10 protein-coding genes and 1 pseudogene are annotated in these 12553 nt (G+C 51.9%); 4 read left to right on the top strand and 7 right to left on the bottom strand.

Annotated features, from left to right (window positions below; all coding sequences use genetic code 11):
- Positions 1 to 59 precede the first annotated feature (59 nt).
- Positions 60 to 536, bottom strand: a complete 477-nt coding sequence (gene greB / locus ACJHX4_RS17055) for a transcription elongation factor GreB (protein WP_000856744.1) — start codon at positions 534 to 536, stop codon at positions 60 to 62.
- A gap of 227 nt (positions 537 to 763) precedes the next feature.
- Here greB and ompR point away from each other — a divergent pair, with 227 nt between their 5' ends.
- Both ompR and envZ read left to right on the top strand, forming a co-directional pair.
- The gene (ompR, locus tag ACJHX4_RS17050; RefSeq protein ID WP_001157751.1) at positions 764 to 1483 is read left to right on the top strand and encodes a two-component system response regulator OmpR; all 720 of its coding nucleotides are present in this window, start codon (positions 764 to 766) and stop codon (positions 1481 to 1483) included.
- Positions 1480 to 2832, top strand: a complete 1353-nt coding sequence (gene envZ, locus ACJHX4_RS17045) for a two-component system sensor histidine kinase EnvZ (protein WP_001253709.1) — start codon at positions 1480 to 1482, stop codon at positions 2830 to 2832. Before ompR ends, envZ begins: the two co-directional genes overlap by 4 nt.
- 76 nt (positions 2833 to 2908) lie before the next feature.
- Here envZ and pckA read toward each other — a convergent pair whose 3' ends face one another.
- Positions 2909 to 4531, bottom strand: a complete 1623-nt coding sequence (gene pckA, locus ACJHX4_RS17040; protein WP_001265681.1) for a phosphoenolpyruvate carboxykinase (ATP) — start codon at positions 4529 to 4531, stop codon at positions 2909 to 2911.
- A gap of 377 nt (positions 4532 to 4908) precedes the next feature.
- Here pckA and ACJHX4_RS17035 point away from each other — a divergent pair, with 377 nt between their 5' ends.
- The gene (locus ACJHX4_RS17035; protein WP_000370859.1) at positions 4909 to 6633 is read left to right on the top strand and encodes a DUF4153 domain-containing protein; all 1725 of its coding nucleotides are present in this window, start codon (positions 4909 to 4911) and stop codon (positions 6631 to 6633) included.
- 97 nt (positions 6634 to 6730) lie between these two features.
- Here the strand turns inward: ACJHX4_RS17035 and ACJHX4_RS17030 are convergent.
- Positions 6731 to 6928, bottom strand: a pseudogene (locus tag ACJHX4_RS17030) (transposase); the annotation flags it as partial.
- A gap of 7 nt (positions 6929 to 6935) precedes the next feature.
- Between ACJHX4_RS17030 and ACJHX4_RS17025 the strand changes: the two are divergent.
- A complete protein-coding gene (locus tag ACJHX4_RS17025; protein ID WP_000826444.1) occupies positions 6936 to 8144 on the top strand; it encodes an RNA-guided endonuclease InsQ/TnpB family protein in 1209 nt (402 codons plus the stop codon).
- Positions 8145 to 8266: 122 nt separating this feature from the next.
- Here the strand turns inward: ACJHX4_RS17025 and hslO are convergent, their stop codons facing one another.
- The 4 genes from hslO to igaA all read right to left on the bottom strand — a co-directional run bounded on the left by hslO (position 8267) and on the right by igaA (position 12450).
- A complete protein-coding gene (gene hslO, locus ACJHX4_RS17020; RefSeq protein WP_001135574.1) occupies positions 8267 to 9145 on the bottom strand; it encodes an Hsp33 family molecular chaperone HslO in 879 nt (292 codons plus the stop codon).
- A gap of 24 nt (positions 9146 to 9169) precedes the next feature.
- Entirely contained in the window at positions 9170 to 9571 is a 402-nt protein-coding gene (gene hslR / locus ACJHX4_RS17015; protein WP_000660487.1) for a ribosome-associated heat shock protein Hsp15, read from the bottom strand.
- A gap of 10 nt (positions 9572 to 9581) precedes the next feature.
- On the bottom strand, positions 9582 to 10250 hold the full coding sequence (gene yrfG / locus ACJHX4_RS17010; RefSeq protein ID WP_001295168.1) for a GMP/IMP nucleotidase: 669 nt from the start codon (positions 10248 to 10250) through the stop codon (positions 9582 to 9584).
- Between the two features lie 64 nt (positions 10251 to 10314).
- A complete protein-coding gene (igaA, locus tag ACJHX4_RS17005; protein WP_000104567.1) occupies positions 10315 to 12450 on the bottom strand; it encodes an intracellular growth attenuator protein IgaA in 2136 nt (711 codons plus the stop codon).
- Between the last annotated feature and the right edge of the window lie 103 nt (positions 12451 to 12553).

Here is a 12553-nt window from a genome sequence, read left to right as displayed (position 1 = left end):
TAGTTATACGGACTGGCTGGCAAAAATGCCAGCCATCGGCAGGAGGTTAAGACTCTTCCTTACGGTTTCACGTACTCGATAGCATTAACATACCAGCTCGCTTCCCCGGCAGGGGTATTCACCACCGCCAGATCGCCGACTTCTTTTTTCAGCAATGCGCGGGCCATCGGGGAATCGATAGAGATGTAATCTTTACGGCCAAAAATTTCATCGTAGCCGACAATACGGAAACGGTGAGTCACACCATCGTCGTTTTCAATCTCCACCCACGCACCAAAAAAGACTTTGCCTTCCTGCTGCGGGGAGTAATCGACGATTTTGAGATTTTCCATGCATTTAGTGAGATAGCGCACGCGACGGTCGATTTCACGCAGGCGCTTTTTATTATACTGATAGTCAGCATTTTCGCTGCGGTCGCCCAGACTTGCGGCCCAGGTCACTTTCTTTGTGACCTCCGGGCGTTCTTCACGCCAGAGATAATTAAGCTCTTGTTTGAGTTTTTCATACCCTTCCCGGGTAACCAGGGGCGTTTTCATCTCGTTGATTCCCTTTGTCTGTTTGATAATGCGCACATTGGGTATAACGTGATCATATCAACAGAATCAATAATGTTTCGCCGAATAAATTGTATACTTAAGCTGCTGTTTAATATGCTTTGTAACAATTTAGGCTGAAATTCATACCAGATTTAGCTGGTGACGAACGTGAGCTTTTTTAAGAATACACGCTTACAAATTGTTGCGAACCTTTGGGAGTACAAACAATGCAAGAGAACTACAAGATTCTGGTGGTTGATGACGACATGCGCCTGCGCGCGCTGCTGGAACGTTATCTCACCGAACAAGGCTTCCAGGTTCGAAGCGTCGCTAATGCAGAACAGATGGATCGCCTGCTGACTCGTGAATCTTTCCATCTTATGGTACTGGATTTGATGTTACCTGGTGAAGATGGCTTGTCGATTTGCCGACGTCTTCGTAGCCAGAGTAACCCGATGCCGATCATTATGGTGACGGCGAAAGGGGAAGAAGTGGACCGTATCGTTGGCCTGGAGATTGGCGCTGACGATTACATTCCAAAACCGTTTAACCCGCGTGAACTGCTGGCCCGCATTCGTGCGGTGCTGCGTCGTCAGGCGAACGAACTGCCAGGCGCACCGTCACAGGAAGAGGCGGTAATTGCTTTCGGTAAGTTCAAACTTAACCTCGGTACGCGCGAAATGTTCCGCGAAGACGAGCCGATGCCGCTCACCAGTGGTGAGTTTGCGGTACTGAAGGCACTGGTCAGCCATCCGCGTGAGCCGCTCTCCCGCGATAAGCTGATGAACCTTGCCCGTGGTCGTGAATATTCCGCAATGGAACGCTCCATCGACGTGCAGATTTCGCGTCTGCGCCGCATGGTGGAAGAAGATCCGGCGCATCCGCGTTACATTCAGACCGTCTGGGGTCTGGGCTACGTCTTTGTACCGGACGGTTCTAAAGCATGAGGCGATTGCGCTTCTCGCCACGAAGTTCATTTGCCCGTACGTTATTGCTCATCGTCACCTTGCTGTTTGTCAGCCTGGTGACGACTTATCTGGTGGTGCTGAACTTCGCGATTTTGCCGAGCCTCCAGCAGTTTAATAAAGTCCTCGCGTACGAAGTGCGTATGTTGATGACCGACAAACTGCAACTGGAGGACGGCACGCAGTTGGTTGTGCCTCCCGCTTTCCGTCGGGAGATCTACCGTGAGCTGGGGATCTCTCTCTATTCCAACGAAGCCGCCGAAGAGGCCGGGCTGCGTTGGGCGCAACACTATGAATTCTTAAGCCATCAGATGGCGCAGCAACTGGGCGGTCCGACGGAAGTTCGCGTCGAGGTTAACAAAAGTTCGCCTGTCGTCTGGCTGAAAACCTGGTTGTCTCCCAATATCTGGGTACGCGTGCCGCTAACCGAAATTCATCAGGGCGATTTCTCCCCGCTGTTCCGTTATACGTTGGCGATTATGCTATTGGCGATAGGCGGGGCGTGGCTGTTTATTCGTATCCAGAACCGACCGTTGGTCGATCTCGAACACGCAGCCTTGCAGGTGGGTAAAGGGATTATTCCGCCGCCGCTGCGTGAATATGGCGCTTCGGAGGTGCGTTCCGTTACCCGCGCCTTTAATCATATGGCGGCTGGTGTTAAGCAACTGGCGGATGACCGCACGCTGCTGATGGCGGGGGTAAGCCATGATCTGCGCACGCCGCTGACGCGTATTCGCCTGGCAACCGAGATGATGAGCGAGCAGGATGGCTACCTGGCAGAATCGATCAATAAAGATATCGAAGAGTGCAACGCCATCATTGAGCAGTTTATCGACTACCTGCGCACCGGGCAGGAGATGCCGATGGAAATGGCGGATCTCAACGCAGTACTCGGTGAGGTTATTGCTGCCGAAAGTGGCTATGAGCGGGAAATTGAAACTGCGCTTTACCCCGGCAGCATTGAGGTGAAAATGCACCCGCTGTCGATCAAACGCGCGGTAGCGAATATGGTGGTCAACGCCGCCCGTTACGGCAATGGCTGGATCAAAGTCAGCAGCGGCACGGAGCCGAATCGCGCCTGGTTCCAGGTAGAAGATGACGGTCCGGGTATTGCGCCGGAACAACGTAAGCACCTGTTCCAGCCGTTTGTTCGTGGCGACAGTGCGCGCACTATTAGCGGCACGGGATTAGGGCTGGCGATTGTGCAGCGTATCGTGGATAACCATAACGGGATGCTGGAGCTTGGCACCAGCGAACGGGGCGGGCTTTCCATTCGCGCCTGGCTGCCAGTGCCGGTAACGCGGGCGCAGGGCACGACAAAAGAAGGGTAAATAAAACGGGAGGCGAAGGTGCCTCCCGTTTTGCTTTCTATAAGATACTGGATAGATATTCTCCAGCTTCAAATCATTACAGCTTCGGACCAGCCGCTACCAGCGCGGCACCCGCAGGGGTGTCGGTGTATTTATCGAAGTTGTCGATAAACAGTTTCGCCAGCGTTTCGGCTTTTTCCTGCCACTGTTCCGGAGAAGCGTAGGTGTTACGCGGATCGAGGATCTTCGTGTCTACGCCCGGCAGTTCGGTTGGGATCGCCAGGTTAAACATCGGCAGAGTGAAGGTTTCTGCGTTATCCAGCGAACCGTTGAGGATGGCGTCGATAATAGCGCGGGTATCTTTAATGGAGATACGTTTGCCAGTGCCGTTCCAGCCGGTGTTAACCAGATACGCCTGCGCACCCGCTGCCTGCATACGTTTCACCAGCACTTCTGCGTATTGGGTCGGGTGCAGCGACAGGAACGCCGCGCCGAAGCAAGCGGAGAAGGTTGGCGTCGGTTCGGTGATGCCGCGCTCTGTACCAGCCAGTTTGGCGGTGAAGCCAGAGAGGAAGTGGTACTGGGTTTGATCGGCAGTCAGACGAGAAACCGGCGGCAGCACACCAAAGGCGTCTGCTGTCAGGAAAATAACTTTAGTTGCGTGGCCCGCTTTGGAAACCGGCTTAACGATGTTATCGATGTGATAGATCGGATAAGAAACGCGGGTGTTCTCGGTTTTTGAACCATCATCAAAGTCGATTGTGCCATCTTCACGCACGGTGACGTTTTCCAGCAGCGCATCGCGACGGATAGCGTTGTAGATTTCAGGTTCCGCTTCTTTCGACAGCTTGATAGTTTTCGCGTAGCAGCCGCCTTCGAAGTTAAACACACCGTCATCATCCCAGCCGTGCTCGTCATCGCCAATCAGGCGGCGTTTCGGGTCGGTGGAAAGGGTGGTTTTACCGGTGCCGGAAAGGCCGAAGAACACCGCAACATCGCCTTTCTCGCCAACGTTGGCGGAGCAGTGCATAGAAGCGATACCTTTCAGCGGCAGCAGGTAGTTCATCATCGAGAACATCCCTTTCTTCATTTCGCCGCCGTACCAGGTGCCGCCAATCAGCTGCATGCGCTCGGTCAGGTTAAACGCCACGAAGTTTTCGGAGTTCAGACCCTGTTCTTTCCACTGCGGGTTAGTGCACTTCGCGCCGTTCATAACGATAAAGTCTGGTTTGAAACCTGCCAGCTCTTCATCGCTCGGGCGAATAAACATGTTTTTGACAAAATGCGCCTGCCAGGCCACTTCGGTGATGAAACGGACGGAAAGACGAGTATCCGGGTTCGCACCACAGAAGGCGTCGACAACGAACAGACGTTTGCCGGAAAGCTGCCTGGTCACCAGGCCTTTCAGATGCTGCCAGGTTTCCGGAGAGAGAGGTTTGTTGTCGTTCTTACCTTTGCCTTTGTCTGCCCACCAGAAAGTATCGCGAGTGGTATCGTCACGAACGATATACTTATCTTTCGGTGAACGACCGGTGAAGATCCCGGTATCGACGGCAACGGCACCCAGATTAGTTAACACCCCGCGCTCATAACCGGTCAGGCTCGGGTCCAGCTCTTCCTGATACAGCAGATCGTAGCTTGGGTTGTAAACGATATCATGTACGTCACTGATACCATAAGCCTCGAGTTCTTGCGGGGTCAAACCATTGTTAACGCGCATTTCACTGCTCCTTAGCCAATATGTATTGCCTGAATAGTAAAGTCTTTTTGGGGGTGTTAACCGCGACAAGGCTCATAGATTTACGTATCTGGAGAAATTCATATTTGACAAAAAACTCCGTGATTCCTGTCACGAAACGGTTGCTATTATCGCAGAAATAGCATTTTAGGTGTGGAAAATGTTCTCAAAAGGTTAAATCTTGGTTTATATGGCGGGAATATTGTGAGTGGAATCGCATTCATGAATGAAATTGATGCAAATTCAATCGGTAAAGTATCGATTCACCACGCTAACTTTTTTTGATTATTTTCTGAAAAAAGCAAAATACTACTGCCCGATGCGATAATTAACCCACCTTTTGATTCTGGATAACCAACATGGATAACGTTGAACTTTCACCGGCAACACGCTGGGGGATGATTGCTACCGGATTACTTCAGGGGCTGGTTTGCTACCTGCTGATCGCCTGGCTTGCCGGAAAAAATCTCAGTTGGATTGTTTATGGCGTGCCTGCGACCGTCGCGTTTTCATCCGTTTTACTCTTCTCCGTGATCTCCTTTAAACAGAATCGCCTTTGGGGATGGCTGGCGCTGGTGTTTATTGCCACGCTGGGAATGAGCGGCTTGCTGAAGTGGCAAACTGATGGCATGACCCCCTGGAGAGCTGAAAAGGCGCTTTGGGATTTTGGCTGCTATCTGCTGCTGATGGCAATGTTGTTGCTACCGTGGATACAACAAAGCCTTCGCATCCGCAATGACAGTAGCCGCTATCGCTACTTTTACCAGTCAGTATGGCATAACGTACTTATATTACTGGTGATTTTTCTCGCCAATGGCCTAACGTGGCTGGTACTTTTACTGTGGAGTGAGTTGTTTAAACTTGTTGGCATCACGTTTTTCAAAACGCTCTTTTTTGCAACCGACTGGTTTATTTATCTCACGTTAGGTCTGGTTACCGCGCTGGCGGTGATCCTCGCGCGAACACAGTCACGTTTAATCGACTCTATTCAAAAGTTGTTCACGTTAATCGCCACGGGGTTGCTGCCGTTAGTATCATTGCTAACCCTGATGTTTATTATCACCCTGCCGTTTACGGGCCTGAGCGCGATTTCTCGCCACATCTCCGCCGCCGGGTTGCTGTTGACGCTGGCCTTTTTGCAATTGATCTTAATGGCTATTGTCCGCGATCCGCAAAAAGCGTCACTTCCCTGGACGGGGCCATTGCGTTGCCTGATTAAAACCGCTTTGCTGGTTGCTCCGCTGTATGTGTTCGTCGCCGCCTGGGCGTTATGGCTGCGGGTCGCTCAGTACGGCTGGACTGTCGACCGCTTGCAGGGCGCGCTGGCGGTGCTGGTGTTACTGGTATGGTCGCTGGGGTATTTTGTCAGTATCGTCTGGCGTAAAGGGCAAAATCCCCTTGATCTTCAGGGCAAAGTGAACCTTGCGGTTTCGTTATTGGTGTTGGTAATACTGGTGCTTCTTAATTCGCCGGTGCTGGACAGTATGCGCATTAGCGTGAACAGTCATATGGCGCGTTATCAGAGCGGTAAAAACACGCCAGACCAGGTAACTATCTACATGCTCGAACAGAGCGGTCGCTATGGACGTGCGGCGCTTGAGTCGCTGAAAAGCGATGCCGAGTATATGAAAGACCCGAAACGCGCGCGGGATCTGCTGATGGCGTTAGATGGAGAGCAACATCTTCAGGAACAGGTATCGGAAAAAGTATTAGCCGATAATGTGTTAATTGCCCCAGGTTCTGGTAAACCGGATGCGACATTCTGGTCGGCCTTAATCCAGGATCGCTATAACGTGATGACCTGTATTGAAAAAGACGCCTGCGTACTGGTCGAGCAAGATCTGAATAGTGATGGTCAGGCGGAGCGGATCCTGTTTGCTTTTAATGATGACAGAGTCATTGTCTATGGCTTTGACTCAGCCAGAAAAGAATGGGACGCGCTTGATATGAGTTTACTTCCGCGCAAAATAACGAAAGAAAAATTACTCACAGCTGCGAAGGATGGAAAACTGGGGACGAGGCCGAAAGCGTGGCGCGATCTGACGGTAGATGGTGAAACGCTGGAAATAAACTTAAGTAAGTGACAACGCTTTTAACGGATACGACGCTGTATCTGACCAAAATAACTTGCGATTTATCCGGTGCGCGGTAAAACCCCGTCCTTCAGGGCGGGGATATAAGTTCGCCATCCATTTCAACCCGTTCAGCTTCAAAATCAGCACATACATTTGAAAAGTAAGTGCGTAGTTTTTCTGTCGCGTCATGGTCAAAAATCTGGCGTTGGTATTTGGCGACAAAGACCAGGTGAACATGCATCAGGAAAACACAATGCCTTCCACGCCGGATATCGGTTTCTTTTTTCATAGACCAAAATATAATTTGACCTGTGAAACGACTACAGGCATTTAAATTCCAGTTAAGACCCGGTGGTCAACAGGAGCGTGAAATGAGGCGCTTCGCAGGCGCATGTCGTTTCGTTTTCAATCGTGCTCTGGCGCTTCAGAATGAGAATCATGAGGCCGGTAATAAATACATCCCTTACGGGAAAATGGCTTCCTGGCTGGTTGAGTGGAAAAATGCCACTGAAACGCAATGGCTTAAAGATTCTCCCTCACAGCCATTGCAACAGTCACTGAAAGACCTTGAGCGGGCTTACAAAAACTTCTTCCAGAAGCGGGCTGCTTTTCCCCGATTCAAAAAGCGGGGACAGAATGATGCATTCCGCTACCCGCAGGGCGTTAAGCTCGATCAGGAAAACAGCCGTATTTTTCTGCCGAAACTTGGTTGGATGCGCTACCGGAATAGCCGTCAGGTCACGGGAGTTGTGAAAAATGTCACTGTCAGCCAGTCCTGCGGTAAGTGGTACATCAGTATTCAGACAGAAAGTGAAGTATCAACTCCGGTTCACCCTTCAGCATCAATGGTCGGGCTGGATGCTGGCGTGGCTAAACTCGCCACGCTGTCAGATGGCACAGTCTTTGAGCCTGTAAACAGTTTTCAGAAAAACCAGAAGACGCTGGCGAGACTTCAGCGACAGTTAAGCCGCAAGGTCAAATTCAGCAACAACTGGCAGAAGCAGAAACGCAAAATACAGCGGCTGCATTCCTGTATCGCAAATATCCGCAGGGACTACCTTCACAAAGTCACAACGACCGTCAGCAAAAACCACGCAATGATAGTCATTGAGGATTTGAAGGTCAGCAACATGTCAAAGTCAGCAGCGGGTACGGTCAGCCAGCCGGGGCGCAATGTCCGGGCAAAATCAGGTTTAAACCGTTCGATACTGGATCAGGGCTGGTATGAAATGCGCCGCCAGCTTGAGCACAAGCAGCTCTGGAGTGGCGGTCAGGTGCTTGCTGTTCCGCCAGCGTACACAAGCCAGCGTTGCGCGTGCTGTGGTCATACAGCGAAAGAAAACCGCCTGTCACAAAGTAAATTCAGATGCCAGGTATGTGGATATACAGCGAACGCCGATGTAAATGGCGCTCGTAACATTTTAGCGGCGGGGCACGCCGTTCTTGCCTGTGGAGAGATGGTGCAGTCAGGCCGCCCGTTGAAGCAGGAACCCACCGAAATGATTCAGGCGACAGCCTGAACGTAGCAGGGATCCACGTCCTTCAGGGCGTGGAGGATGTCAATTCATAGGCCTGGTAAGCGCAGCGCATCAGGCCATTACGTCGTAAAATCCGGCAGAGTCCTCTCTGCCGGACATACTCATTAATGAACTTGCGGATCTGCCGGAGACGCGTTGTTGCGGATCTCGGCAATATCCATCGCATTGAACAGATAGTGGTTACCGCAGTAATCACAATGCATGTCAATTTCGCCATCTTCCGCCAGGATGCTATCGACTTCTTCATCAGGCAGCGTTTTCAGCGCATCGGCGCAACGTTCACGCGAGCAGGTGCATTTGAACTCCACATCCTGCGGATCGTAAACCGTCACCTCTTCTTCGTGATACAAACGCCACAACACTTCGTTTGCCGGTAAAGTCAGCAGTTCTTCGGTTTTGATGGTTTCGGTTAGCGTCGCCAGGTGGTCAAAGTCGTCCTGCTGGGCATTTTGCGCAGGCATTACCTGCAACAACATACCGCCTGCAGCCGGTTTGCCGTCTACGTCGCCGGTGCGAATAAACAGGCGCGTCGGCAGCTGTTCAGAACGCATAAAGTAATCTTCCAGGCAGGCCGCCAGGGTATCACCTTCCAGACCAACCACGCCCTGATAGCGTTCGCCTTCGCTCGGGGTGATGGTGATCACCACGTAACCATTGCCGACCAGCGTTTTCAGGTCGGCATTTTCTGGAATTTCGCCCTGCACGCGCGCCACACCGCGCATCTGCTGGTTGTTGTTACCGTTAATAACCGCCAGATTCATCGGACCGTCGCCTTGCAGCTGTACGGTGATATCACCATCAAACTTCAACGTAGCGGTTAACAGGCTGGTCGCAACCAGCAGTTCTGCCAGCACGTTTTTAACGGGCTGCGGATAATCGTGATTCTCAAGGATCTGTTGCAGGGTTTCCGAAACGGTTACCAGTTCGCCGCGAACGGCAAAGTTTTCAAACAGATAGCGATGTAATTGGTCATGTTGCGGCATAATCATCTCTCTTGCAGGTGACAGTTATTCACTGTCGCCGTGTTTAAATCGTAACAGGTCGCGGCGCTCTTTTTTGTCCGGGCGTCGGTCCGGATGCGGCATGGTTAAGGCATTAAGTTTACGTGCCAGCGCCATTTTTTCGCGTTTCTCTACACTTTCCGCAGTCTCTTCATACAGCAAGACTGCCTCGCTGGCGGGGCGACGCTGTTCAGTAATCGCCTTTACAATCACCGTGCGTTCGTCATTTCCCTGGCGCAGAGTGAGCGTGGCATTCAGCTCGACGATTTTGCTCGGCTTGCTGCGCTGCCCGTTGTAATGCACCTTACCACCTTCGATCATTTCGCGGGCCAGCGCGCGGGTTTTATAAAAACGGGCGGCCCATAGCCATTTATCCAGTCGAACCTCAACAGCAGGTTTTTCTTTCATGGCGTCTCCTTCACATTAGCGAGGGGATCAGGCGGCGGTAGTCATTCAGTGACGGATGGCGCTGATACTGTTTCTCGGCAATCCCGGAGTCAGGATTAGTCACACCGAGGCAGTAACGAATACCAAATTGCGCGGCAGCATCGAGAATCGCTTCGCTGTCATCAATAAACAGCGTTCTTTCAGCTTTAAGACCCGTAGCTTCGGCCACCGCATGCCATAACCGCTGATCCTCTTTCGGATAACCAAATGTGTGGGTGGAAAGTAATAAATCAAGGTGTGCGTCCAGACCGGTATGCTCAAGTTTTACCGCCAGGTTGTGCGGATGCGCATTGGTGAGCAAAATTCGCTGTTTACCGCTGGCTTTCAGTGCCTCAAGAAACGGAATGGTATCTTCACGCAGTACGGCACGCGGTCCCATCTCGGTGGTCATCGCACAGATATCCAGACCCAGTTGCTCACTCCAGTAATCAAGACAGTACCAGTTTAGCGTATGCTGTACGTCGTGATATTGCTGGCGCATATATTCCATCGCTTCCTGTGGCGTAACTCCGTTTTTCGCGCCCCATGTTTCAGGCACCAGCTTTTGCCAGAAATAGTTATCGAAGGCGAGGTCGAGCAACGTGCCGTCCATATCCAGCAGAACGGTATCTACGTCCTGCCAGGCAATGTTGATATGCATGAGGGAAATCTCCAGAGTGAAGCAATTTGCGCGACAGGGTAGCATAACCTGCCGCGCAAACGTGTTATTCGATAAGGCTTTCGGAAGGGGTGATCAGTTGCGGGTTCAGGCAGCTTTCATAATAGGCCTGAATCTTCATCATGCGAGTACGATGACGCTGGTAACGACGCCAGGCCTGTACGCCATTATAAATGGCGCTACCCAGCATCGTCAGTAGCAGCAGCGTGGTGCTGAGATAGCGCCACAGACCGGAACGATCCGGGATCGGATGAAGGCCAATATGCTGCGTACCATTGGCGTCAGTGAAGATTTTTGTGACGATACCTTCGGCGTTAAACGGCGTATGCATCAGCATTTGTGCCAGTTTCTGGAAAGCGTTCCACTGTTCTTGCGGCGGATAGTCGTAAAGTGATGCCGAAGGCCAGGGCTGATCAACAAAATCGCTGCCTTCGTCGCTGACAATCAGGAACCCGCCGGGGGCCGGACTGTTTAGTGATTGTGCCGCTCGCGCCGTTTCATGCGTGATAAACGGCGCGGTAGAGGTGGCCACCAGGTTATCCAGCGATTCCGCACTCACCGGGCGTAATAACACATTCACGCCATCGAGTTTCCCGGCGTTGGCGCGTTTTACCAGCGCGTCCCAGTCTTTACTGTTGCCGAGATTGACCAGCGCATTTTTCAGTCGCACACAGTCATCTTTGGCAGAACACAGATCCGCTGTCTTCAGTACTATGTCGCCAAAATCATCAAGCAATACCATGCCGGATTTTTGAATTGCTGAACGTAATGAGGCGCTGACGCGAGATTCATCTTCCGGTTTAGGGTGCAGCTGGCGATTAACTGCTTCGGTCAATGCCGTCGCTTTGTTGACCAATTCAGATTCTGGTAATGGCAATGAGCGGGCGTCGTTCCAGATGATCTGCGAGCAGTCAAACGGTAAAAAAGGTGAGTTGGTTTTCGCGCTCCAGGTACCGGAAGTGCGAATATTACACATTCCCGTACCGCTAATACGCAATGTATCGCCAACCCGCACGCCAGCGTCAGCCAGTTGTTTCACGCTGGTGGCTTCAATGGTCTGCGCGCCTTTCATCCACGAGAGGGTGAATTTCAGCGGCATATCCAGCGGGATCCAGAATAACAGCATAAACAGCACCAGTAGCGAGCCCGCAGCGATAATCGTACTGCGCAGCCAGTGCTGTAACGGAAAGTTTTTTACTTCATCATGGAGCGAAAGATATCGCCCCTGACGCACTACGTGGCGGTCGAGATAGATATCGATATCGGTTTGTTGGCCGAGATCCTGAGCAATGTAGGGCTGCCAGTGTGCGGGATAGACCAGGTCGATAATACCGAGTGAAATATTGTTGATCTGTTCCTGATCGTTTTCGCCAAACAATCCCCAACGACGGGGTGTACCGCGCAGACAATGAATTTCCCGCAGGGAGGATTTTGCCGGGGGCGCGAATAGCCCCCACAGACCTGCGCCCAGCAGCAGTAACGCGCCGCCTGCCAGCCACGGAACAAAGACATCCGGGGTAATCAGGCAGAAAAAGAGCATCAGGAAGGAGGCGACAATCAGCAACGCTTCGCGCAGCCCGCGCGGACGACTCAGCGCATATTCTTCATGCGTTTCTTTGCGAATATTGAGCAGCTCTATTTGCTCGCTCTCTTCCCCGCGAATCGACGCCTGCGTTGACGGAACAGGTTGCAAGGCATAGCCGCGAATTTCCTGCATGTACTCCTGCAGCGTATGACCGTTGAGTGAAATAACCAGCGGCAGCGAATCGGTATGAATCAGTTCAACGGTATTCTCATCGTTGATGTACTGTTCCCAGAAAGGGGGCAGGTGGACTTCTACCGAATCGAGGTAGTAACGCCATTTATTCGGATCGTCGGTAGAGATGCCATAACGCGTGATAGCGTGTGTCAGCATCATGACGTTGTTGCTTTCGGCATTCAGCGCCAGAGAGATCGGTGCCGCGCTGGCTCCCGTTGGGCCAGGCACCTGTAATACCTGCGTCAGGCTCTCAAGATAATTTTCAACGGCGCTACGTTCTTCAGATGTGAGTTTACGCGTTTGCGCATCCGCGAAGGCGTTGGTCCAGGGCAGCTGACGCCGTCTGGATCGCACTTTTATCAGCCATCCCGCAAGTAGTGAGCAGGCCAGCAAAGCAGCTAAAAAAATCACAATGGTGCTCATGCTTTCCCCATCTTACTTAGTCTGTCAGGCGTGGTCAGTCGCACCGGACACAATACATGATTCTGCGGTTGGCTATCGGCAAGCGTGGAGTTTAACTTGAGCA

Source organism: Escherichia sp. WS2035 (genome assembly GCF_046487065.1).
Lineage (GTDB): Bacteria > Pseudomonadota > Gammaproteobacteria > Enterobacterales > Enterobacteriaceae > Escherichia > Escherichia coli.
The sequence above is the reverse complement of the archived record's forward strand: the minus strand, read 5'-3'. Positions and strand labels throughout refer to the sequence as shown.